The organism is Ezakiella sp. (genome assembly GCF_034180565.1).
Taxonomy (GTDB): Bacteria; Bacillota; Clostridia; order Tissierellales; family Peptoniphilaceae; genus Ezakiella.
In genome coordinates, this window is the sequence record NZ_JAXFOB010000030.1 from 115,602 (window position 1) to 137,085 (window position 21,484).

At 40.2% G+C, this 21,484-nt stretch carries 24 protein-coding genes; 11 read left to right on the forward strand and 13 right to left on the reverse strand.

Annotated elements, in window-relative coordinates; translation table 11 throughout:
• The first annotated feature begins 116 nt into the window (after positions 1-116).
• The 7 genes from SPI61_RS06620 to SPI61_RS06650 all read left to right on the forward strand — a co-directional run bounded on the left by SPI61_RS06620 (position 117) and on the right by SPI61_RS06650 (position 5,472).
• Complete coding sequence (locus SPI61_RS06620; protein WP_321137332.1) at positions 117-1,229, forward strand: ABC transporter substrate-binding protein; 1,113 nt, start codon at positions 117-119, stop codon at positions 1,227-1,229.
• Positions 1,219-1,956 (forward strand): ABC transporter permease, encoded by a 738-nt coding sequence (locus tag SPI61_RS06625; RefSeq protein WP_321137333.1) that lies wholly within the window; start codon positions 1,219-1,221, stop codon positions 1,954-1,956. Before SPI61_RS06620 ends, SPI61_RS06625 begins: the two co-directional genes overlap by 11 nt.
• Positions 1,949-2,506, forward strand: a complete 558-nt coding sequence (locus tag SPI61_RS06630) for an ATP-binding cassette domain-containing protein (RefSeq protein ID WP_321137334.1) — start codon at positions 1,949-1,951, stop codon at positions 2,504-2,506. The genes SPI61_RS06625 and SPI61_RS06630 overlap by 8 nt, the downstream gene beginning before the upstream one ends.
• A 95-nt stretch (positions 2,507-2,601) precedes the next feature.
• Complete coding sequence (locus SPI61_RS06635; RefSeq protein WP_321137335.1) at positions 2,602-2,820, forward strand: FeoA family protein; 219 nt, start codon at positions 2,602-2,604, stop codon at positions 2,818-2,820.
• Positions 2,821-2,822: 2 nt separating this feature from the next.
• Positions 2,823-3,044: a ferrous iron transport protein A gene (locus SPI61_RS06640; protein WP_321137336.1), complete on the forward strand. Its 222-nt coding sequence runs from the start codon at positions 2,823-2,825 to the stop codon at positions 3,042-3,044.
• Positions 3,045-3,131: 87 nt separating this feature from the next.
• Entirely contained in the window at positions 3,132-5,279 is a 2,148-nt protein-coding gene (feoB, locus tag SPI61_RS06645) for a ferrous iron transport protein B (RefSeq protein WP_321137337.1), read from the forward strand.
• 1 nt (position 5,280) lies between these two features.
• A complete protein-coding gene (locus SPI61_RS06650; protein WP_321137338.1) occupies positions 5,281-5,472 on the forward strand; it encodes a FeoB-associated Cys-rich membrane protein in 192 nt (63 codons plus the stop codon).
• Between the two features lie 36 nt (positions 5,473-5,508).
• Here the strand turns inward: SPI61_RS06650 and SPI61_RS06655 are convergent, their stop codons facing one another.
• Positions 5,509-5,973, reverse strand: coding sequence for a pyridoxamine 5'-phosphate oxidase family protein (locus tag SPI61_RS06655; RefSeq protein ID WP_321137339.1), 465 nt, complete (start codon positions 5,971-5,973; stop codon positions 5,509-5,511).
• Positions 5,957-7,081, reverse strand: coding sequence for a YcjF family protein (locus tag SPI61_RS06660; RefSeq protein ID WP_321137340.1), 1,125 nt, complete (start codon positions 7,079-7,081; stop codon positions 5,957-5,959). The genes SPI61_RS06655 and SPI61_RS06660 overlap by 17 nt, the downstream gene beginning before the upstream one ends.
• A 137-nt stretch (positions 7,082-7,218) precedes the next feature.
• On the opposite strand from SPI61_RS06660, the gene SPI61_RS06665 reads away from it, so the two are divergent.
• Positions 7,219-8,157 carry an NAD(P)-dependent oxidoreductase gene (locus SPI61_RS06665; RefSeq protein WP_321137368.1) on the forward strand — a complete coding sequence of 313 codons (939 nt, stop codon included), beginning with the start codon at positions 7,219-7,221 and terminating at the stop codon, positions 8,155-8,157.
• 89 nt (positions 8,158-8,246) lie between these two features.
• Here the strand turns inward: SPI61_RS06665 and SPI61_RS06670 are convergent, their stop codons facing one another.
• The 6 genes from SPI61_RS06670 to SPI61_RS06695 are packed head-to-tail and all read right to left on the reverse strand — an operon-like array spanning position 8,247 to position 13,254.
• A complete protein-coding gene (locus SPI61_RS06670) occupies positions 8,247-9,017 on the reverse strand; it encodes a tRNA 2-thiocytidine biosynthesis TtcA family protein (RefSeq protein WP_321137341.1) in 771 nt (256 codons plus the stop codon).
• Positions 9,017-10,297 carry a peptidoglycan DD-metalloendopeptidase family protein gene (locus SPI61_RS06675; RefSeq protein WP_321137342.1) on the reverse strand — a complete coding sequence of 427 codons (1,281 nt, stop codon included), beginning with the start codon at positions 10,295-10,297 and terminating at the stop codon, positions 9,017-9,019. The genes SPI61_RS06670 and SPI61_RS06675 overlap by 1 nt, the downstream gene beginning before the upstream one ends.
• 40 nt (positions 10,298-10,337) lie before the next feature.
• Positions 10,338-11,153: a metal ABC transporter permease gene (locus SPI61_RS06680; protein ID WP_321137343.1), complete on the reverse strand. Its 816-nt coding sequence runs from the start codon at positions 11,151-11,153 to the stop codon at positions 10,338-10,340.
• Positions 11,146-11,841 carry a metal ABC transporter ATP-binding protein gene (locus SPI61_RS06685; RefSeq protein WP_321137344.1) on the reverse strand — a complete coding sequence of 232 codons (696 nt, stop codon included), beginning with the start codon at positions 11,839-11,841 and terminating at the stop codon, positions 11,146-11,148. Before SPI61_RS06685 ends, SPI61_RS06680 begins: the two co-directional genes overlap by 8 nt.
• The gene (locus tag SPI61_RS06690) at positions 11,841-12,860 is read right to left on the reverse strand and encodes a metal ABC transporter substrate-binding protein (protein WP_321137345.1); all 1,020 of its coding nucleotides are present in this window, start codon (positions 12,858-12,860) and stop codon (positions 11,841-11,843) included. The genes SPI61_RS06685 and SPI61_RS06690 overlap by 1 nt, the downstream gene beginning before the upstream one ends.
• Complete coding sequence (locus SPI61_RS06695) at positions 12,853-13,254, reverse strand: transcriptional repressor (protein ID WP_321137346.1); 402 nt, start codon at positions 13,252-13,254, stop codon at positions 12,853-12,855. The genes SPI61_RS06690 and SPI61_RS06695 overlap by 8 nt, the downstream gene beginning before the upstream one ends.
• 187 nt (positions 13,255-13,441) lie before the next feature.
• Between SPI61_RS06695 and SPI61_RS06700 the strand changes: the two genes are divergently transcribed.
• Genes SPI61_RS06700 through SPI61_RS06710 form a run of 3 tightly spaced genes read left to right on the forward strand, consistent with a single transcriptional unit; the run spans position 13,442 to position 16,065 of the window.
• Positions 13,442-14,212: an exodeoxyribonuclease III gene (locus SPI61_RS06700; RefSeq protein WP_321137347.1), complete on the forward strand. Its 771-nt coding sequence runs from the start codon at positions 13,442-13,444 to the stop codon at positions 14,210-14,212.
• Between the two features lie 59 nt (positions 14,213-14,271).
• Positions 14,272-15,540: a S1C family serine protease gene (locus SPI61_RS06705; RefSeq protein WP_321137348.1), complete on the forward strand. Its 1,269-nt coding sequence runs from the start codon at positions 14,272-14,274 to the stop codon at positions 15,538-15,540.
• 9 nt (positions 15,541-15,549) lie between these two features.
• Complete coding sequence (locus SPI61_RS06710) at positions 15,550-16,065, forward strand: zinc ribbon domain-containing protein (protein ID WP_321137349.1); 516 nt, start codon at positions 15,550-15,552, stop codon at positions 16,063-16,065.
• A gap of 96 nt (positions 16,066-16,161) precedes the next feature.
• Here SPI61_RS06710 and SPI61_RS06715 read toward each other — a convergent pair whose 3' ends face one another.
• From SPI61_RS06715 to SPI61_RS06735, 5 genes are all read right to left on the reverse strand, one after another.
• A complete protein-coding gene (locus SPI61_RS06715) occupies positions 16,162-17,670 on the reverse strand; it encodes a DUF2779 domain-containing protein (RefSeq protein WP_321137350.1) in 1,509 nt (502 codons plus the stop codon).
• A gap of 972 nt (positions 17,671-18,642) precedes the next feature.
• Positions 18,643-19,842: an ABC transporter permease gene (locus tag SPI61_RS06720; RefSeq protein WP_321137351.1), complete on the reverse strand. Its 1,200-nt coding sequence runs from the start codon at positions 19,840-19,842 to the stop codon at positions 18,643-18,645.
• Between the two features lie 4 nt (positions 19,843-19,846).
• Positions 19,847-20,740, reverse strand: a complete 894-nt coding sequence (locus SPI61_RS06725; RefSeq protein ID WP_321137352.1) for an ABC transporter ATP-binding protein — start codon at positions 20,738-20,740, stop codon at positions 19,847-19,849.
• A gap of 115 nt (positions 20,741-20,855) precedes the next feature.
• Positions 20,856-21,062, reverse strand: a complete 207-nt coding sequence (locus SPI61_RS06730; RefSeq protein ID WP_321137353.1) for a helix-turn-helix transcriptional regulator — start codon at positions 21,060-21,062, stop codon at positions 20,856-20,858.
• 5 nt (positions 21,063-21,067) lie between these two features.
• Positions 21,068-21,469 (reverse strand): DUF6442 family protein, encoded by a 402-nt coding sequence (locus SPI61_RS06735; protein ID WP_321137354.1) that lies wholly within the window; start codon positions 21,467-21,469, stop codon positions 21,068-21,070.
• Between the last annotated feature and the right edge of the window lie 15 nt (positions 21,470-21,484).

Here is a 21,484-nt window from a genome sequence, read left to right on the forward strand (position 1 = left end):
AAGAATTTGATGTCAATATTTTGAAACAAATTAGTGAAATTCATAACAAGTAATTTTGATTTTTTAGACCGGCTGTTGTATAATTGGAGTGAAAATATTTTGTATTGGAGGATAAAATGAATAATAATAAATTTAAATTAATTATTTCACTAATAATGCTTTTCATTCCATTATTCTTTTTGATAAACACACAATATGGTTGCACAAAAAAGAACGATGAGAATAAAACCGAAAACAAGGTTGAAAGCGAAGTAAATGATACCGAAACTTCGAATGATGAAGATAAAAACGATATTAAAGAAGACGAAAATACTGAGGATAAAAACACGGATGAAAAGACCGACGAAAGTTCCGACAATCAAAAAGCCGGCGAGTCTTTAGAAATCGGCGGACTCAAAGTCTACACAATGAAGGGACCGACTGCAATGAGCATGGCTCCAATGGCTCCATATCTCGGCACAAATCTCGTCATAACCGGCTCTATTGAAGAGCAAATCGCCGCTCTAAAAAAAGACGAAGGCGACATCTATCTCATTCCGTCAAATCTTTTTGCCAAACTGAAAAACAGCGGAATGGAGCTTGAACTTCTATATGGAAATGCGGGGAATGTGTTGAGTCTTGTCGGCAAAAACGAAATCTCGGACATTTCCGAACTCAAGGGAAAGACAGTTGCCCTCACGGGTCGCGGCGCAGTTCCTGAAATGATTTTAAACAAGCTTCTTGAAACTGCAAATCTCACACAAGACGACATCAACCCGATCTTTTTAAACGAACCGACCGAAGCCGCTCCGATTATTAAAAAGAACGAAGACGCATTCCTTCTTCTTCCGGAGCCTTTTGCAAGTGCAATCGCCGAAAAGGTCGACGATATAAAACCTGCAATCGACATCAATGAGGTTTGGAATAAATCAGAACTTCCACAAGTAATTACTTCAGTAATTGTTGTAAAGGCGGATGTCTATGAAAATAAAAAACAGGAAATAATAAAATTCTTAAATCTTTATACAAGGGGAGTCGATTCGCTCAAGCAAGCTCCTTCTGCTTATTCGAAACTAATCGAATCAATGGGCATCGTTCCTCAAAAAGTCGCCGAAAATTCCGTTCCGAAAATTGAATTTGTAAATCTTACGGGAAAAGCGCTCCGCGATGAGCTCGACAATTTTTTCACCGCACTTATGGACACAAATCCGGAACTTATCGGCGGAAAATTACCGCAATATGAAAACTAACAGAAAAAGACTTTTGGGGGCTGTGGCACTGATTATTATTTGGAGCGCTGCAGCCCTTATTGTTGACGACGAAATTATTCTGCCCTCTTTTGTGGATGTCTTTAAAAAACTCATCTCGATGTTTAAAACGGGCGCACTTCTCCCGGCAATTTTAAAAACCGCCTCTCGAATTATGATTGGCGTTTTAATCTCGATAGTTTTTGGAAATTTTCTCGCATATATTTCATATAAATTTAAACTCAAGGAATATTTAGAGCCGCTCTTTTCAATTCTTAGAACGATTCCGGTAATAAGTATCGTTTTAATAGTTCTCTTTTTTGCCGAGAAGAATCTCCTCTCACTCATAGTTGTAATTCTTGTGACTTTGCCTATTGTGTACGAAAATGTTCACACTGCCCTCACAAATATCGACTCCAAAAAACTTGAGCTTGCGAAGATATACGATTTAAAAAGCGGGACCGTCTTTCGATATATCGAACTCCCGACAATTATAAAAAGCACGCTTATGAGCCTTCGAATCGCTCTTGGTCTTTCGTTCAAAGCGGGGGCGACTTCGGAAGTTGTCTCGGGTGCGACGGGAGGACTAGGCGAACTTATGTATGTTTCAAAGCTTTCGTTTGATATGCCCGAACTCATCGCAATCACATTTGTCATCATAATTCTCTCGTTTATATTCGAAATGATTGCCGGCTTTTTATACAAAAGGAGTTTAAAAATTTATGATTAAACTTAAACTTAAAGAAAAAAGATTTGACGACAATTTAATACTCGAAAAAATAAATCTCGAAATAAATCCCGGCGACATCATGCACATCGTCGGAAAATCAGGAGTCGGAAAGACTACACTTCTTCGAATCTTGTCGGGTCTCGATTCCGATTTTACCGGAACGCTTTCGAATACTTTTGAGAGAAAAGCGATTGTTTTTCCGGAGAGAGTTTTTCTTGGCGGCATAAATATTTTTAAAGAGGTAAAACTTTTCACAAATAAAAGTGATTTAGAAATTTTGGATGCTTTTTCCGAACTCGGTCTCGATAAAGATGTAGATAAAAAAGCGTCCGAGCTCTCAACGGGCATGCGAAGTCGCCTTTCAATAATACGCGCTGCTCTTTCGGAAGCCGACATTTTATTTTTGGACGAACCGCTTCTCGGTCTCGATGAATACACGAAAAAAATTACGATTGATTTTCTTTTAAAACACCTCAAAGGTCGAACTGTTCTCTATACCGGCGAATCTATCGCTCCCTTTTCGAAGCATGAAAAAGAACTTTTTATTTAATTTTATAAAAAACGCTTGACATTGATAATTTTTGGGTATATAATAATTTGTTAGCATAGTCTAACTGATAAAGGACCTTTAGAAGGAGGAAACTAATGCCGATTTTAATGGCTGAAGAAAATAAAGATTATAGAATCTTGAGAGTTAAAGGAACCGAGGAAGTTGTAACTCATCTCAGAAATATGGGATTTGTTCCTGATGCAATTGTCTCGATTCTTCAAAAAACGGAGAGCGGCATAATTGTAAAACTTTATGAGTCGAGAGTTGCGATTGATAGAACTCTTGGATCTAAAATCGATGTTTGTGAGGCGTAATTATGAGAACTATTGAAGATTTAAAAATTAATGAAACTGCGAAAGTGAAAAAGCTTCATGGCGACACTGCCGTAAAAAAACACATTATGGATATGGGTATCACAAAGGGTGCAGATGTTACACTTGTCAAGGTTGCTCCTCTCGGTGACCCGATGGAGCTTAGAGTTAGAGGTTATGAACTTTCTATAAGAGCAGCCGAAGCAAAAAAAATAGAAATAGAATAATCTATTTTTTACTTAAAAAGTTAATGCTAGCTAATTTGTGATAAAAAATGAAAAAATAAATTGTTTTCAATTATGGAGGTGTTTTAGTTGAAAATAGCATTAGTCGGAAATCCGAATTGCGGAAAGACAACAATGTTCAACGACATGACCGGTGCATACCAATATGTCGGCAACTGGCCCGGTGTTACTGTTGAGAAAAAAACCGGGAAACTTTTAAAAGACAAAAAAGTCCAAGTGGTGGACCTTCCGGGAATTTATTCCCTCTCGCCATACACTTTGGAGGAAGTTATTACGCGTGATTATATCAAAGACGAAAGTCCTGACGTCATAATCAATATAGTCGACGCGACAAATCTTGAAAGAAATCTATACTTAACGGGACAAGTTCTCGAAATGGGCGTGCCTACCGTCATCGCTTTAAATATGATGGATATGGCGAAAAAAAGCGGGCTCACAGTTGACATAAAAAAGCTTGAGAAAAAACTTGGAGTGCCCGTAATTCCGACGTCCGCTGTAAAAGGTGACGGACTCAACGAGCTCATTTCAAAGGCGATTGAAATCGGACAAAAGCACACAACTCCGAATTTCCAAAAATTTGGAAACGAAGTTGAAAATGCGCTTTCAAATATTGCATCGCTCATGAATATGGATTCGGAAAAAGACAGATATCTCATCGTAAAAATCTTTGAAAAAGACGAAAAGATTTTGGAAAAATTAAATATCGAGCCGTCTCTCTTCGAAAAAATCGAATCGGTGATTTCTAAAACCGAAGAAAGCATGGATGACGACTCGGAATCCATCATAACCACTGAAAGATACGACAATATTCAAAGCGAAGTTGCAGGAATTCTTGAAAAATCGAAAAACAAAAAACTGAGCACGTCTGACAAAATCGACCGCATCGTAACAAACAGATTCCTTGCAATTCCAATATTTCTTTTGATTATGTGGGGCATCTACTATGTTTCGATTTCAACGCTCGGCGACTACGCAATCGGCGCAATCGAAGGCCTCTTTGAAAACATCGGCGAATATTTGACGACAAAGCTTCCCGAACTCGGCGCAAGCGAAGTTGTAACCTCGCTCATAAACGACGGAATCGTTCAACCTATCGGTGCAATCTTCACATTTGTTCCGCAACTCATGATGCTCTTCTTCTTCCTGTCTCTTCTCGAAGACTCGGGATATATGGCAAGAGTTGCATTTATAATGGACAAACTTTTCAGAAAATTCGGACTTTCAGGAAAGAGCTTCATTCCGATGCTAATCGGCACGGGCTGCTCAATTCCGGGAGTTATGGCTACAAGAACAATCGAATCAGATGCTGACAGGAAGATGACAATTCTTCTCACACCGTTTATTCCATGCGGCGCAAAACTTCCTATTTTTGCAATGTTTATTTCAATAATATTCAATGGCGCATCGTGGATTGCTCCTCTCATCTATCTCATCTCAATTGTAGTCGTAATCATTGCGGGAATCGTTTTAAAACGCACGAAAAGATTTAAGGGCGACCCGGCACCGTTTGTTATGGAGCTGCCGCCTTACAGATTCCCGACCATGAAAAACGTGGTCATTCACATGTGGGAAAAGGCGAAATCCTTCATCATTAAAGCCGGAACAGTCATATTCATCGCATGTTTGGTACTTTGGGTTCTCCAAAGCTTCAATTTCAAATTCGAATATTTGGGAGATGACATCGAAAGCTCGATGCTCGCAAAAATCGGTGGCGTTTTAAGATATATCTTTGTTCCGCTCGGATTCGGCGACTCATGGGCTCCTGCTGTCGCATCAATCACCGGACTCGTCGCAAAGGAAGTTGTAGTTGCAACATTTGCAAGTGTCGGCGCAAAAGTTCCGATTTACTTCAGCTATGTCACGGCATTTTCATTCATCATATTCACAATGTTCGCAGCACCTTGCTTTGCAGCAATCGGAGCTATGAAGCGTGAACTCGGAAACAACAAAGACACACTCTTTACAGTCGGTTTCCAAACAACGCTCGCATACGTGCTCTCATTCATTGTAAATCAAGTCGGCAACCTAATTTTCAAAGGCACAAAATACACCGAAAAAATTCATCTCGACCACTCCATTTTGGAAGAAGCGAGTGAATCGGTCGACGTTAAGGGAAATTTGGTTTTATATGTAATTGCCGGACTTATCGTCGTTGCAGTTGTAGGTGCGCTCATTGCAAGACTCAAACAAAAATCGAAATATAAAAAGGTGGCGTAATATGGGCACACTCGATATAATTTTGGTCGGTATAGTATTAATAGTTTTATTCTTTGCGATAAAGAGAGTTAGAAGTTCCATAAAATCGGGCGGTTGCGCGGGGTGTTCGCACAGCTGCGACTGCAAAAAAAGACAAAAGGAACTCGAGCGCGGTTACAAAGAATGGCAAGAAAAGCAAAAAAATAAAGCATAATAAAAATGTCGGAGAAAACCTCGACATTTTTTGTGTTTAATTTTTCTCTTTTCCTGTAATCGTTCTCACTTCAAGCTTATATACAAGAGTCCTCGGCATTGCCGCCCTGCTCCAAGGAAAATCCTCCATATGGTAGTGATCCATAATTTTTTGGAGCGCATGCTCCTTCTCCTCTTCGTCTTCTATAAAATAAATCTCGCCAGTGCCTATGACACTCTTGTAGCGAAAAGTGCAGTATCCGCGCGACTCCTCGGAATAAAGTTCGTGCGCCGTGTCCATCTCAAATGAAACTTTGTTGTTCTTTTTTATAAGGTCGATTTTCATCCCCTCAAGCGCAGAGTGAAAATACAAAACGAGATTTTCCCCCATCTCATATCCGAAATTTAACGGTACGATGTACGGATATTCCTCGCCGTTTATCGCAATTCTGCACACTTCGCAAGCGTCGATGACCTCTGCGATTTTATTTATATCTTTTATTTCTCTATTTTTCTGTCTCATCTTTTTTATTCTTCAAATGCTCCTTGTACAGTTTTTTCATGAGCTCTTCAAGTTCAAAGACACTCATGCTCTTTCCTTCCTTCTCATTTTTTGTCATGATTGCAAGCGTCTCGATATATGAAAACGCAAGTGCCGTCGTTAAAATCGACGCCGTGCTTCCTGAAATCAGACCTCCAACAACAGTTCCCGCTCCCGGAATAAGTTTTAAAACATTTGAAACTATATATCTTCCGAGAAATGTCGCCCCACCCGTTCCACCGACCGCAGCGACAATCGATGTGAGCCTTGTCTTGTCGAGCGAGAGTCCGAAAATCGCCGTTATATGAGCGAGCATTGCAACCTGCATCGGCACCAACACCGACGCATCGCTGAACGGAATTGGCACAAAACCGACTCCGAAAGTTGTTGCGATGTATTTTTTCGCCCAACTGCGCGCCCTTTTCACTTTTAAATCGATGTCCGCATGTTGGGCATTAATAAAAGAATTTCTTGTCTCCTCCGGAATCAGACTCACAGTCTTTTGCACAAGTTCCTTTAAGCCCTGCGGTTTTATGACAAGACTTGACGAAAGGCGCATCTCTTTTGAGAGCACCGGAATTATATCCGCCACATTCAAATCAAGCGAGTGCAAATATTTGTCGAGTTCCCTCGCCTCGTCTCCGAAATATTTACTTAAAACCAAAATGACCGGCACAAATTTTGCAAGTTCATTTATAAGATTTATTTCCGCATCCTCAATCCTTGCGCTTTGCGCACTTATTACAAAATATGCAACGTGAATCGGGTCATTTTCCGACTCTTTTTTCTTTAAGAACTCATGCACTTCGGCGATTATCTCGCTCTCATTCTTCTCGAGTTCAAGCCCCTTCGTGTCATATAAAACTATCGGAATATTTTCTTTAGTAATTCTCGTAACACTCTTTGTGACCGGCTTTCCAATCCCCGTCGTCGCAAGTTTTTCCCTGAAAATCGCATTTATTAGCGTGCTCTTTCCGACACCCGTCTTTCCGACGACCAAAACATTCACAGGAGGCATCTCCTTTAAAACGTCCATAGTCTTGTCGAAAAGCTCGTCAGCAACATTTATATTATCAATATTTTTATTCATACCATCACCTACATATATTTTACCACATAAATCAGTTTTTAAACTTATACTTTCAGGCGAGAATTATAAAGATTTTATATTTTCAAATTGGGTATAAGTTTTTAGAGGTGAGAATTTTGAAAAAAATATTAATTACAATGAGAGTTCCGAAAGACACTCTCGATATGCTTTCCAAAAATTTTGAGTTGGACTACAACGACAGTCTCGAATTTTTGCCGAAAGATTTACTTAAAGAAAAAGTTAAAAACGCGGATGCCGCTTTGATTCCTTTGAGCGAAAAATGGGACAAAGAAATCATCGACTCCGCAAAAAATTTAAAAATTATCGCAAACTTCGGTGCGGGCTACGACAACATCGACATAGAAGCCGCAAGGGAAAAAGGTATAATTGTCACAAATGCCCCTGCAAAGGGCTCGACAAATGCAACCGCCGAAATCGCAATGGGACTTATTGTGGACATTATGCGCGGAATAACGAGGGGCGAAGAAGCGCTTCGTAAGGGCGAGTTTAAGGGTTGGAAACCGACTTTCGGACTCGGTCCCGTTTTGTATGGGAAAACTCTAGGCATTTTCGGACTCGGACGAATCGGAAAAGGCGTTGCCGCTCGCGCAAAAGCATTCGGCATGAACGTGATTTATAATTCGAGAACAAAACTCGAGGATGCGCATGAAAAAGAACTCGGCGTAAAATATGTAGAATTTAATGAACTCCTTAAACAAAGCGACGTCATAAGTTTGAATCCGTCCTATTCAAAAGAGCTTCACCATCTCTTTAACGAAGAAACATTTAAAAAGATGAAACCGAGCGCATATCTTGTAAACACATCGCGCGGTCCCATAATCGACGAAAAAGCGCTGTCAAAGGCTCTCGAAGAAAAGGTTATAAAGGGCGCCGCAATCGACGTTTATGAATTCGAGCCTGCCGTCACGGAATCTCTTTTAAAACTCGACAACATAGTTCTCTCTCCGCACCTTGGAAACGCGTCCATTGAAGCGAGAGACGAAATGGGAATGATGGCTGCGAAAAATATTATCGCCGTTTTAAACGGTGAAGAAGCGCCGAATAAAGTGAATTAAAATATCGACCGACGTGGAAACATGTCGGTTTTTTTGTATAAAAAAGTCCGCCTTCGTAAACTTCAAAGCTTCCAAAAGCGGACTCATTTTTATCTCGTTTTTAAAACCGTGTCAATATAAACATTTTCAATTGATTTTTGAATATTTTTCTTGACTCCAGGCATTTCATTTTCCAAATTGTTCAAAATCTCGCGCATTCTGTCTCTCGTGGTTTCAATCTTGCCTTCGCTCAAAACGCATCTGCAGCCGAGCGATTCGAGCCCGATATAGTCCCTAAACTTTATGATGTCGGACTCTCCGACGAGATAGAGCGGTCTTATAAGTTTGATGCCCGGGTGATTGGCGCTGTCCAAAATCGGCATCATATTTCTAAATGAACCTTGCATAAACATATTCATGAGTGTCGTCTGCACAACGTCGTCCATGTGGTGACCTAGTGCAATTTTGTTTGCTCCGAGTTTTTCCGCTTGTCCATAAAGAGCGCCGCGCCTCATCCTTGCACACAAAAAGCAAGGATTGTCCGCCGCCATCTCCTTTGTAATTTTAAAAATGTCGGTGTCGAACACTTTTAATTCCATCTCAAGTTTGTCATATATTCCTTTGATGTGGTTTACATAATCGTAGTCAAACCCCGGATTCATCATCACATGACACAGCTCGAAATTTCTCTCGCCGTGCTCATAGAGTTCCTCCATAAGAAGCGAGAGCGTTATTGAGTCTTTGCCGCCGCTCACACAGCACATGATTTTGTCGCCCGATTCAATCAATTTATATGATTTTATAGCTTTTATAAACTCGCGGTAAATCGGTTTTCTGAATTTTTTTATTAATGCTCTTCTCGCAGTATTTCCATCAAGCATTACAACTCTCCCTCCGGATCTATCAATTCTCCATTTTTCAAAATTTCAAAGTGAACGTGGCTTCCAGTCGAATTGCCGGTCGAACCCATAAGCCCGATTGCTTCGTTCTTATCCACAATTTGCGACACGCTTACAAGCGGTTTTAAAAGATGCGCATATCTCGTTTGATATCCGCCCTTGTGGTCGATGATAACCACATTTCCGTAGCTTCCGCTGAAGCCCGCAAAAACGACTTTGCCCCTTTGCGAAGCTCGAACAGTTGCGCCGAGATAGTTCGCGATGTCAAGTCCTCTGTGGAACCCGTCAAATCTCGGTCCGAATCCGCTCGTTATGCGCCCGATGCTCGGCCAACCGAACTTCGGCTTCATCGCCTCGTCTCTGTCGCCGACACGTCTTATTTCGGACGACGGTTCAACGCTAACCACTTCGTCCAAAACTTCGGTTTTTACAACTTTTCCATTTATAAAAAAGTTCTCCGAATTTCTCAAAAGCTCGCCGTCAACCCCTTCTCTTTCGACTACCTCCTCGCCCTTCTCGAGCGTTTCGTCGTAGTTTAAAATCGTGGTTTGCGGAAGTACAACTCTCTCGGTTCTCTTGTCTTTTATAATTATGTCAAGCGAAAAAGGCTCTTTATTTGTCACAAAAACCCCGGGAAAATCCGTCGCTTTTTTCAGTCCCGAACTCTCGCCCAGCTCTTCGTCTTTGAAAACAATCTTGTTGTTCTTTGTCGCCGTAAAAATTTTCGAGTAAAACTCGGTCTTCGTCAAGATGTCCTCGTCCCTTACGAGAGTGTGTTTAACCTCGATGTCGTCCAAGAATTTCACATCGAGAATCTTTGTGTCACGCTCGTCGCCGCCGGTAATTTTCTTCACATAATAAGTCTTAAACTGGCTCAGCATATCGAGCACATCATCCCTGTTCATTAGTCCCGCGATGCACTCGCCGTTTTTAAACACGCCCCACGCGTTCACATATTTCGGAAGCTTGTTTACAAACATCGCTTCGAGCTCCATCTTGTCCGTAGTCTTTCCGAAAAATTCATAGGTCTCCATCTGTTTTATGTCCTCGTAAAGAATTATCTTTCCGAACTTTATTGACTCCTTCGCCTCTTCAAATGCTTCCTTTATTTCATTTTCATCTTTAACCTTCGCATACAACTTCCCGTTCTCGTCAAAAATAAAAATTCGTCTTGACTCCTTTTGGAGAATTGCTGCGCATAAAGAAAATAAAAGCAGGAACAAGCCTGCATAAATTAATATTTTTTTATCTTTATTCTTCATATTCATCACGTAGTTATTTTACCATTTTTTGTTAAATAATTCAAATTCTTCTCACTTTGCCGTAGATGACCGCCAAAATATAGATAAAAAGATTTGAAACTACAATCGTCGCACCGGTCGGCGTGCTCAAGAAAAAGCTCACAATGACACCCATTACAACCGATATGAAAGCAACAATTGCGCTCACAATAATCGAGCCCTTAAAGCTTTTTGCAATTCTAAATGACGTGAGCGCCGGGAAAATCGTGAGCCCCGAAATCAGAAGCGCCCCGATAACCCTCATTCCGAGAACAATTACAATCGCAGTGATTACCGAGAGAACCATTCTGTAAAAGTTCACATTTATTCCGATTGCTCTCGAAAATGTCTCGTCGAATGTGACCGCAAAAATTTTGTTATAAAATAAAATATAAAAAAGAATCACAAAAATCGAAACCGCAACCGTGATGTAGACTTCCGTCGTCGTTGTCGCAAGAATAGAGCCGAACATAAATTGATATATGTCGACATTCATTCCCTTTGTGAGAGACGTCGCCATAACGCCGATTGAGAGCGCACCCGACGAAAGAAGTGCAATCATTCCGTCGGCGTTTATTTTTTTGTTGTTGCTGATTTTAAGCGTGAAAAACGCCGCGACAATAACCACCGGAATTGAAAAATATAAAGGCGCAATGCCGAGACTTATTGCAATCGCAAATGCACCGAAGCCGACGTGGCTGAGACCGTCGCCTATCATCGAATAGTTTTTCAAGACAAGACTCACGCCCAAAACCGCCGCGATGACCCCCGTCAAAACGCCGACTATGAGTGCTTTTTGTATAAAAGCGTATGATAACATTTCAGATAACTCACTCATGGATATGCACCCCGTTTAAAACTCTGAATAAATCACTCTTGACATACTCGTCCTTCTCCCCGAAAAAGAGTATGCCGCTGTTGTTTGCGCCGAGGTGAAGGACCTTATTTGCGCAGTTTATAACATTTTTGACGTCATGCGAAATGATTACAATCGTTTCTCCGGCGTGATTTAATCTGTCCACTTCATCATAAAACTCCGCCGTCGCAATCGGGTCGAGAGCAGTTGTCGGCTCGTCCAAAAAGAGAATCTCCGCCCCTCTTATCATCGCGCGCGCAAGCATAACTCTCTTTTCCTGTCCCCCAGAAAGATTTGAAATCGGTTTATCTTTTAAATCCCCAATGTTTAGAAGTTTTAAAATTTCATCCAGCTTTCGCCTGTCCTCTTTGGTGAAAAACAGCTTCTTCTTTTCGATTAATCCGCTCAAAATAACCTCACTGACAAGCGCCGGGAAATTTTTCTGTGCGCTGTTTATTTGCGGAACATAACCGATTTCCTTAAATTCATTTCTTATAACCTCGCCTTTGTCCGGTTTTTTTAGCCCCAAAATCGTCTTCATTAGAGTCGACTTGCCCGAGCCGTTTTCTCCGACAATCACGAGATAGTCTCCCTTTTTTATCTCGAAGCTTAAGTCCGAAAACACTTTCACATCTCCGTAGCTTGCGGAGAGATTTTTTACCTCGAGCATTAGAGAAGTCCCTTTCTTAACGCTTCTATATTGTTTTTCATAATTTCAAGATACGTAAGCCCCTTACCGAAATCGTCTTTACTCAAATTGTGGCACGAGTGAAAAAGCACCGGTTCAGCGCCCGTTTCATTTGCAATTTCTCGCGCCATCTTCGGGTCGGTCAGCTCCTCGTAGTAAATCACCTTTGCATTTCTTTCTTTCATCTCGTCGATAATCAGCGCCATATCCTTTGCGGACGGCTCGCTGTCCGATGCGCAGGTTTGATAAATGCTTCTTGCGTTTATTTTGTAGTCACGCGCAAAATATTTCAGTGCAAAAGGACTTGAAAAATACATTGTCGCATCTTTTGATTCATTTACAACTGCCGTAAACTCTTCATCGATTTGGTCGAGCTCTTTTAAATATGCATCCAAATTTTTCTTGTATGCCGATTCATTTTTATTGTCAACTTTAGCGAGCCCTACGTAAATATTCTCGCACATAACCTTCGCAAGTTTCGGACTTGTCCAAATGTGCGGATCGTACAAATGATGATGGTGATGATGGTGATGATCATGTTCATCGTGTTCATCCTCATCGTGCTCATCTTCATCGTGTTCGTCGTGCTCATCTTCATCGTGTTCGTCGTGCTCGTCTTCATCATGACCCGACTTTATAAGCTCGATTCCCTTCGACGCATCGACAATTTTATTTTCATCAAGCGCAAGGCTTTCCCTGATTTTCTTAAACCATTCTTCCATATAATCGCCCGTGTAAATCACAAGGTCCGCTTCTTTTAAAAGTTTCATATCGTCCGGTCCCGGCTCAAAAGTGTGACTGTCGACCCCCGGCGGCAAAAGAAGTTCTACATCCGCATACTTTGCGAGCTCTTTTGCAAAACTGTAGTCCGGAAAAAGTGTCGCTACAATTTTGAGATTTCCTGTTTCTTTACTTGTTTCCCTAACTTCGGTGTCCGTTTTTTTGCACCCAAATAAAAAGAGCGCAAAAATACAAACCGAAAAAATTATTTTTCTATTCATCGTCTTCCTCTTTTTCTTCGCATTCGCTGCAAACGCCGTAAAAAATAAGGCTGTTCGTGTCGATTGTAAAATTGTGATGCGCCTTTATGTGGTGTTTAAAATTCAAAAGATCGATGCAGTCAAGCACAAACTTCCTTCCGCATTTCGTACATTTCAAAGTTGCAACGTCTCTGTCTTCGCGCGCAAGTTTGTATCTCACTTTGCCTCCCACATAATATGTGTTTATGATTCCTTTTTCCGCAAGCATTTTCAGATGTCTATAAACTGTCGCAACTCCAACTTTCTTTCCTTCTTTTTCAAGTGTCGAAACGATTTCGTCGCAGCTGAAGTCGTCGCCGCTTTCAAGTAATTTGTCTATATTATTTCTTTGCTCTGTATTATAAATACGTGCCATAATAACTCTCCTTAAATTGAATTTGATAATCATTATCCTCATTAATCTTAACACTACATTTTTATTTTGTCAACACTTTTTATGTATTTATTAATTGTGCGCTTGCTTACACAAAAGTAATTTTTGTTTAAAAACACATATTACGGGTAATAATCTAATAGTATAATATTTTTAAAAGGGAGAATTTATGAAGTTAATAAGTTGGAACGTAAACGGCATTAGAGCTACTTTAAAGAAAGGTTTTATGGATTTTTTTAGCGACGCCGATGCCGATATTTTTGCAATAGAGGAAACAAAATGTCACGCTCACCAAGTCGAGCTTGATTTGCCTGGCTATTTTCAATATTGGCACCAAGCCGAAAGAAAAGGTTATTCCGGCACGGCGGTTTTTACAAAAGTTGAACCGCTTAACGTGAGACGTTCCGGTGTCGATTTTTTTGAAGACTTCGACAACGAAGGACGTGTGCTTGAACTTGAATTTGAAAAATTTTATTTTGTTAATTGCTACACCCCGAATTCCAAAAGCGATTTGAGCAGAATCCCTTACCGCGTGACGTGGGAAGGAAAGATGCGCGATTACTTGAAGGAATTGGAAGAGAAAAAACCTGTAATTTATACGGGCGACTTAAATGTTGCGCACAAGGAAATTGATTTGAAAAATCCGTCTTCCAATAAAAATTCGGCAGGTTTTACAAAAGAGGAAAGAGAAAATATGACTTTCCTTCTCGAGCGCGGATTCGTCGACACATTCAGACATCTCTACCCTGAGAAAACCGACGTCTACACTTGGTGGAGCTACATCACAAGGGCGCGCGACAGAAATGCTGGTTGGAGAATTGACTATTTCATCGTGAGCGAGTCGCTTGTACCATATGTAAAAGATTCCAAATGTTTGATGGAAATCATGGGCTCGGACCACTGCCCTGTCGAACTTCAAATAGATTTTACCAAAAATTAAATAAATTTTTTTCAAAATGGGTATTATAGTACTATGTCAACTTTGGAAGGAGTGATATTATGAGTGATGATTTTTACAATGAAAATGACGACTACGAAAGTTATCGCGAAAGGCGTCAACGTGAACGTGAAGAAAGAATCAAAAATCTCCTGGATAGACGTGAAGCCTATAACAATAGAGAAAATAATGAAAATTTTTACAGCGACAGAAATTATGAAAGTCAAAAACAACCCGAGCCTAAAAAGAAAAAGGGTACCGGCAAAAAGCTTTTATCCCTTATACTATGTGCACTTTTAGGTTTCGGCGGCGGTTTTCTCGGCGCAAAGGTGTTCGATGAAAATAAACCCGTCGAAGTGAGAGAGGTGCCTTCGAATGCGCCTGCAATATCAATAAAGCCGACCGGCGAAGAAGGTGTAGTTGAAGCGGTTGCAAAGAAAGCTCTGCCGTCAGTTGTCGGTATAACGACAGTTGAAACGGTCGAAGGATTTTTCGGCGCACAAGAACTTCAAGGCGTCGGCTCGGGAATTATCGTCGCAAATGACGGATATATTTTGACAAACAGCCACGTTGTCGGCGACGGAAAAGCAAGCCGAATCGACGTGCTTTTGGACGACAATTCAACGGTACCTGCAAGACTTTTGTGGAACGATGCAAGCATGGACCTTGCAGTCATAAAGGTTGATAAAACAGGACTTGTTGCTGCTGAACTCGGCGACAGCGAAAAATTAAACATCGGTGAAAAAGCAATCGCAATAGGAAATCCGCTTGGACTGAACTTCAACAGATCCGTCACCGCCGGATATATTTCCGGAATCGGAAGAACCTTGACGACAAGAGACGGCAAAGCGATTTCAAACCTTATTCAAACAGACGCCGCTATAAACCAAGGAAACTCGGGCGGTCCGCTTTTGAACTCAAAAGGACAAGTCATCGGAATAAACTCGGCAAAAATAGGCGGCGAAGGAACAGAAGGTCTCGGCTTTGCAATTCCAATAAACACAGCGAAAGAAATTGTCACATCGCTAATCGAAAAAGGCGATGCAAAACCGATTGTTCTCGGCATCCAAATTGCCGACTACGACTACTACAAGGCGTATTTCAGAATAAAGGACAAATACACCGGAGTAATCATTTTAAAAATTGAGCCGAATTCAATTGCACAAAAGAACGGTCTCATGCAAAATGACGTTATAACAAAAGTCGGCGACAAAGATATCAAGAACACCGACGATTTGAGAACTTCGCTCATAAAATATAAGACGGGCGACACGCTTAACATGACCATTTTGAGAAATGGCTCGGAAAACACTATAGATATACAATTATAAGGAGGAAATATGAACAATTTTTTAAAAGACTTGGGACTTAATTTTTCAAAAGACCCTGAAACACAAAAGGAAAGTGCTGCAAGAAAACAAATAAAGGATTCAGAACAAAAGAGAGATTCACTGGTTGACGCTTTGAATGAATCGGTTTCAAAAATAGAACACGAAAACAAAAATTTCTTTGAAGCAATCGGAAGAATTATTTACGAAAAGAGCGAAGAGCTCAAAAATTCAAACTTAAACAGCGCTGAAATTGAAACTGCAATAAACGAAATTAAAAAGAACGAAGAAGAACTTAAGGAACTCGACAAGAAAAGAGAAGGAATTATCGAACGCTACAACGAAGAAATCGAAATTCTAAAATCCGCTATAAGCTCTCAAACGAAAGTCGACCCGAACTTCAACAATCCTGAAGTTCAAAATAACGAAGCTCCTGACAAAAATTTGATTTTCTGCCATGAATGCGGCGCTGCAAATCCGGAAGGCTCAATCTTCTGCTCAAAATGCGGAACAAAACTTGTAAAATAAACTCGAAAATATAAATTCATAAATTAAAAACGGCTCATCAAAGCCGTTTTTTTTACTTAAAATCTATGTGGTTTTTGCCTCATAGATTTTTTATTACTATTTATTTTCATAGCTTCTTACCGAAACGCCAATTGCTTCGTTCAGTTTTTCCCACACTTTCACCATTGCAAATGTGTCAAGACCGCAATAATTTAGAAGATGTACTCTGAAATTTTCGAGCTCCTCTTCGTTCATCGTCGCCATCTTTTTAAATGTAGCGGACGCTTCGACTCCGTTGTGCACGCCCTCGAGATTGTGATAATCAAGAGACGGCTCATTCGGAAAGAGCGCCGGCAGTACATATTTTATAGAATACGAGCCCTGCATCGCCCTCTTGTAATATTGCTTCTTTTGAAACGGAACCATAAGGTCCTTGATATTGTCATGTATATTCATTAAATGTTCCGCCAAATCCGGATAGAGCGCCGCAAGAGATTTTATTCGTGTCTTTTCAAAAGCCATATTGTACGCGGTTGTGCAAACGTCAAGCGGAATGTCCTCGCAAAGTTTTTCGGCAAGTGCCCTTCTCGGGTCTTCGCCAGGATATGCCAAAAACTCCGTGTGCTTCAAATCGCCGCCCTCCTCTTCGATATAGTGGAGCGAATATTGAAACACAATTTGCTCGAACGGCTTCGAATTTTGATAAGCCGGGATGGCAGGTTGATAGGATTCGAAATCCAAAAAATAAAGCGGATAGGAAAGCGTTTTCATAAACTCCAAAATCGCATCTTTCTCGATATAATCCGAAAGTTCATTCACTTCATGCTCAACTTGCTTCATCTGCGACTTCGAAAGGGCATTATCACGCAAGATATCCTCAAAAGAAACTATGCCGTTTCTCAAACACTTAAACTTTGTGGAAGTCCTTGCGCCTGCAACGTCAAACACATTCGGCGACGGAAGATTTCTCGTGCAATATTTAAAACAGTCGCACTTGTATGGCGCAAAACATTGCTCTCCGATTTCTATTTCGGGCTCCGTTTCAAAATTTAAAATCTCGGAAAACCTTAAAATATTTTCCGCTACAATCCCCTCGCGCGCTTCCGCCTCTTCCGTCACATCTTCCACAACAAAAAGTTCGTCTATGTCGATGTCCCCGACTCTAACATACGCATTATTTATGTAGACAATGCAAACACGTTTGACCTTGTAGCCGAGTTTTTTTAAGATATATCTTTGAAACGAAACGTCGTCGAGATAGATATCTTTTATAGAGGTCGAACTCTTCACCTCGTAAATTTCCACCTCGCCGTTTTTTAGATTGTGCAAAATGTCCACACTTGCAAAAAGCCCGTCATATAAAAACGACGCTTCGGAAATATACTCGCACCCCTCGTGAATGAGCGCCGTCGTCTCCTCAATCATCTTTAACTTAAAATCAAATGAAACCGTTTTCACATCGTCGAACAACTTCTGTGCAAAATCGCCCACTTCCCTTCCTGTTTCAAGTACAGATTCATCCGCCCCTCCTTCAGGAAAAACCTCCGGCTTGCGGTTTCTTAGCCACACCATCTTCGGACATTGAACCGCCGCACAATAATTTGTTTTTGATAAATTTAATTCCACAAAATCACCCCGCATTATTATATATATTATTATAATTTAAATGAAATTTATAATCAAGAAATGAAAAATATAATAAAAAAATAAAAAATTTTTTTAAATTAATTAAATCAAAGGTGCGTAAGTGCGATGAAATACAGCTTAAACACAATTTTAAAAAATTTTAAATTTTTTTCAAAAAAGTGTTTAGAATCACTTTATCAGGGTATATATATAATACAAAGGAAGATGATGATAAAACTAGAGCACAGATTTTAAAAAATGCCAAGTGCAAAAATAGATTATCTTCATTCCCTTTATAAAAATATCGTGGCGAAGATTAACACGATAGACGCAAAAGTTATTGAGTGAAAGATCACTTCCCGAATTTTAAAGGTCTGTCGAGCAGCCGGGGTAAAGGCCCGGACGAGATCAATTTATATTAAATCGTTGAAAGGGCAAGAAAAATATAACAAGCGTCTAGGAGAACCTGAAAAACATAATAGACTTTATTTCGGACATTGAAAATTCAGTGGCTTTTGGAACAGCGATATGCTTGAAGTGAAGAAATGAGTCAGGGCGAAGAATTTGAAAAAGAAAAATTGTAAGAATCACCGAAAAGCGAGACGAGAGTAAGGGACAATAGTGAATTAAAAAAACCGAAAATCAAATCGAGTGTAAGGGAAGACGTAACTAACTTGAACACGGTTGGAGCGTTAAAATTTAAAATTTGTGTAGAGAGGAGAATAGCGAATACTGTGATTGAACCTAAAAATATTAAACGCCACGAGTAACTCCCGAGAATTTATGATAAAATAAATCTCGGGAGTTTTTGTGTGCAATTTTTGATTTTACTTATGTTAGTAATACCAAGAAACATTCTTATGAATAGTTTTAATCTTAAATATCTCTCTATATGCAGGTTATAATTCTTTGCGAAAAATTTTTCTGCAATTATACATAAAAATAAGGCGAAATAAAATCGCCTTACTTGAATTAATTATTTTTCTTTTTTAAAGCCGCTGCCATATTCTTAAAGAATTTCGGTTTTGTGCCGTAGTTTAGAGCGCCGAATCTGTAAATCTTAACAGCGATTCTTCCGACAATTATTGTAAATAGAACCAAAAGTCCGAACGAGAGTATCAATTCCCATTGCGGAACATAGTCCACGCCGTATCTCGTGATCATCGCAAACGGACTCGTAAACGGCACAATACTTGCAATTTTTAAAATCGTACCGGGATTGCTCATCCCAAACATTGAAATCATAAATCCTGCAACATATATGAGTGAAAGCGGTTGAATTGCCATTCCGAGATCTTCGATTTTAGAAACAAGACTTGCCGCGCATGCGAAGAGATACAAAAACATTATATATCCGACAATGAAGAATGCCATCGAAACCACAAATTGGTCCATCGAAATATTGATTTTTAGAATTTGCGCAACCGCCCCGTCCACTTCCATTTGCGGTCCGATTTTTGTACCGATTAAAAGTCCCACAACAAGCACCATAACGACTAGCACGCCGATGACCGCCGTTGCAAAAACCTTTCCTCTTATGAGGTCTTTCGGTTTTGTCGAGGTTATCAAAAGCTCCATCGTTCTGTCGCTCTTTTCTCTTGCAACACTCATTGCGACTTGGTTTCCAAACATCATCATAAGCGTGTATAAAATCATAAGCATCAAATATACAAGCCAAAAGTTCTTCGCTCCGTCCGCTTCGAGGATTTTCGGCTCGAAGTCCGTTCCCTTGAGAGTTTTTTCGACAATTGCTTCATCAACTCCCGCCTCTCTCAAATAGTCGCTCGATTCAAGCGCCGAAATAGATTCATTCACCGCTTCGAGTTTTCCCATATTTGAAACGGAACTCGTCTTTATTACGACTTCTCTCTTGTCGCCTGCAATTACATATCCGGCGTAAATGTCGCCTGCTTTAACGGCTTCTTCAAGTTTTTCCGGAGAGTCGAAATTTTCAAATTTCATTCCGGTTTTTTCTTCAGCCGATTCTTTGTTTACAAAATTTTCGGTTGAATAGATGCCGATGATATCGTCTTCATCGCTTCCCGCAATTTTCGAAACAATGCTCGGAATAAAACTTATAAGAAGCGATATAACAAACATTATCGCGACCGAAATTATAAAAGATTTCTTCTTTATACTCGTTAAAAATTCAAATTTAAATACTTTACCCATTTTTCTACCTCGCATATTTTAGGAAAATGTCCGAAAGTGTCGGCTTGTAAAGACCGTAGCTGTCGACAACAGGACCCGCCTTTGAAATGTCTTGCAGGAAATTTTCCCTTTCTTTTCCCGTCAAATCTACAACGACTCTTTCCTTCTCAATCGTCGAGTCATATCCCATTTTCGAAAGAATTTCCGAATATTCATTCAAATCCGTTTCGAAAGGAATTACATAAACTTTGTTTCCGGCGAGCTCACGTTTAACATTTTCAATCGTGTCGTTCACTTGGCAAACTCCGCCCGACAAAACAGCAATATCCTTACAGATTTCATCCACATATCCCATTTGGTGCGACGAGAAAAGTGTGAGTTTGTTATCGCCCGCTTTTTCCAAAATGAGCTCCTTCAAGAGATTCGAGTTTATCGGGTCGAGCCCTGAAAACGGTTCGTCCATGATGATAATATCCGGATTTCCCAAAAGTGCCTGCGAAATTTGAACTTTTTGTTGGTTTCCCTTTGAAAGCACTTCTAGTTTTCTTTTTTCGTAGTCCGCAAGTCCAACCCTTTCCAAAAGTTCTCTCGCAGATTTCTTTGCAGTTTCCGGGTCGTATCCTTTCAGTTCCGCAAAATAAATCAGCTGCTCAAGTATATTTACCTTTTGATACATTCCCCTTTCCTCAGGAAGATATCCGATTTTAAAATCCTTCGCCCTGAAAGGTGCGCCGTCGATTGTAATCTCGCCGCCGTCCTTTTTTATTACGTCCATGAGTATTCTTATGGTTGTCGTTTTGCCGGCGCCGTTTCTTCCGAGAAACGCAAGCGGTCTTCCGCTCTCCGCCTTGAATGACAAACCCTTTAATACTTCTTTTTTGTCATAAGACTTGTACAAATCTTTAAATTCAAGTATCATAAGCCCTCCTTATTTTTATTTTAACGCATCTGGATTAAATGCGTGTAAAAGCTTGTAAAATCAATATTTATTCTTATTATACCATAACCGAAAATTCATTTTAAACAATTTTATATCAGAAATAAAAAATCTCTTCGAACTTTTTGTCGAGCGCAATGCACAATATTAGAGCAAGTTTTGCCGTCGGATTGAACTGCCCCGTCTCGATTGAGCTGATTGTGTTTCTGGAAACTCCGACCATATCCGCCAATTTTTGCTGCGACAAATCCTGCTCTTTTCTTATTTCTTTCAAGCGGTTTTTTAAAACTAATTCATCTTTCATAGAAACTACCTGCTCAGTTTTATAAAATGCGCCGCGCACATTATGATTCCCAAAATCGCAAGCAAAATTCCGATGTAGAGATGTTTCTTTTCTTTTAACCTGTGGTAATAGACAAAGCTCTGTGTCGCTAAAATCGCATAATAGACCGTCCACACCGAAAAGTTAAACGAATTGAAGAACAGCCCCTCAACAACTATTATAAGCGCAACGACAACCATTCCGACTTCCATCGAAAGCTTGCCCGCCTTCGACATTATGTCCACCATCATCTCGTCTTTGTTGTTCTTTTTATACTCTTCTCTGCTCTTTGCTAAAATTTCATCCCTGTCCAAAGCTTTCTCCTTTCGTTTTATTTCGCCAAGTAAACTTGTTATTTTTATTATAACACCGCCAAGTATACTTGTCAATAGTTTTATGTAAAA

What these genes read in the sequence shown, in the direction of transcription:
- SPI61_RS06620 (WP_321137332.1), top strand. Translation starts at nt 117, where the DNA reads ATGAATAATAATAAATTTAAATTAATTATTTCACTAATAATGCTTTTC.
- SPI61_RS06625 (WP_321137333.1), top strand. Translation starts at nt 1,219, where the DNA reads ATGAAAACTAACAGAAAAAGACTTTTGGGGGCTGTGGCACTGATTATT.
- SPI61_RS06630 (WP_321137334.1), top strand. Translation starts at nt 1,949, where the DNA reads ATGATTAAACTTAAACTTAAAGAAAAAAGATTTGACGACAATTTAATA.
- SPI61_RS06635 (WP_321137335.1), top strand. Translation starts at nt 2,602, where the DNA reads ATGCCGATTTTAATGGCTGAAGAAAATAAAGATTATAGAATCTTGAGA.
- SPI61_RS06640 (WP_321137336.1), top strand. Translation starts at nt 2,823, where the DNA reads ATGAGAACTATTGAAGATTTAAAAATTAATGAAACTGCGAAAGTGAAA.
- SPI61_RS06650 (WP_321137338.1), top strand. Translation starts at nt 5,281, where the DNA reads ATGGGCACACTCGATATAATTTTGGTCGGTATAGTATTAATAGTTTTA.
- SPI61_RS06655 (WP_321137339.1), bottom strand. Translation starts at nt 5,973, where the DNA reads ATGAGACAGAAAAATAGAGAAATAAAAGATATAAATAAAATCGCAGAG.
- SPI61_RS06660 (WP_321137340.1), bottom strand. Translation starts at nt 7,081, where the DNA reads ATGAATAAAAATATTGATAATATAAATGTTGCTGACGAGCTTTTCGAC.
- SPI61_RS06665 (WP_321137368.1), top strand. Translation starts at nt 7,219, where the DNA reads ATGAGAGTTCCGAAAGACACTCTCGATATGCTTTCCAAAAATTTTGAG.
- SPI61_RS06670 (WP_321137341.1), bottom strand. Translation starts at nt 9,017, where the DNA reads ATGCTTGATGGAAATACTGCGAGAAGAGCATTAATAAAAAAATTCAGA.
- SPI61_RS06675 (WP_321137342.1), bottom strand. Translation starts at nt 10,297, where the DNA reads ATGAAGAATAAAGATAAAAAAATATTAATTTATGCAGGCTTGTTCCTG.
- SPI61_RS06680 (WP_321137343.1), bottom strand. Translation starts at nt 11,153, where the DNA reads ATGAGTGAGTTATCTGAAATGTTATCATACGCTTTTATACAAAAAGCA.
- SPI61_RS06685 (WP_321137344.1), bottom strand. Translation starts at nt 11,841, where the DNA reads ATGCTCGAGGTAAAAAATCTCTCCGCAAGCTACGGAGATGTGAAAGTG.
- SPI61_RS06690 (WP_321137345.1), bottom strand. Translation starts at nt 12,860, where the DNA reads ATGAATAGAAAAATAATTTTTTCGGTTTGTATTTTTGCGCTCTTTTTA.
- SPI61_RS06695 (WP_321137346.1), bottom strand. Translation starts at nt 13,254, where the DNA reads ATGGCACGTATTTATAATACAGAGCAAAGAAATAATATAGACAAATTA.
- SPI61_RS06700 (WP_321137347.1), top strand. Translation starts at nt 13,442, where the DNA reads ATGAAGTTAATAAGTTGGAACGTAAACGGCATTAGAGCTACTTTAAAG.
- SPI61_RS06705 (WP_321137348.1), top strand. Translation starts at nt 14,272, where the DNA reads ATGAGTGATGATTTTTACAATGAAAATGACGACTACGAAAGTTATCGC.
- SPI61_RS06710 (WP_321137349.1), top strand. Translation starts at nt 15,550, where the DNA reads ATGAACAATTTTTTAAAAGACTTGGGACTTAATTTTTCAAAAGACCCT.
- SPI61_RS06720 (WP_321137351.1), bottom strand. Translation starts at nt 19,842, where the DNA reads ATGGGTAAAGTATTTAAATTTGAATTTTTAACGAGTATAAAGAAGAAA.
- SPI61_RS06725 (WP_321137352.1), bottom strand. Translation starts at nt 20,740, where the DNA reads ATGATACTTGAATTTAAAGATTTGTACAAGTCTTATGACAAAAAAGAA.
- SPI61_RS06730 (WP_321137353.1), bottom strand. Translation starts at nt 21,062, where the DNA reads ATGAAAGATGAATTAGTTTTAAAAAACCGCTTGAAAGAAATAAGAAAA.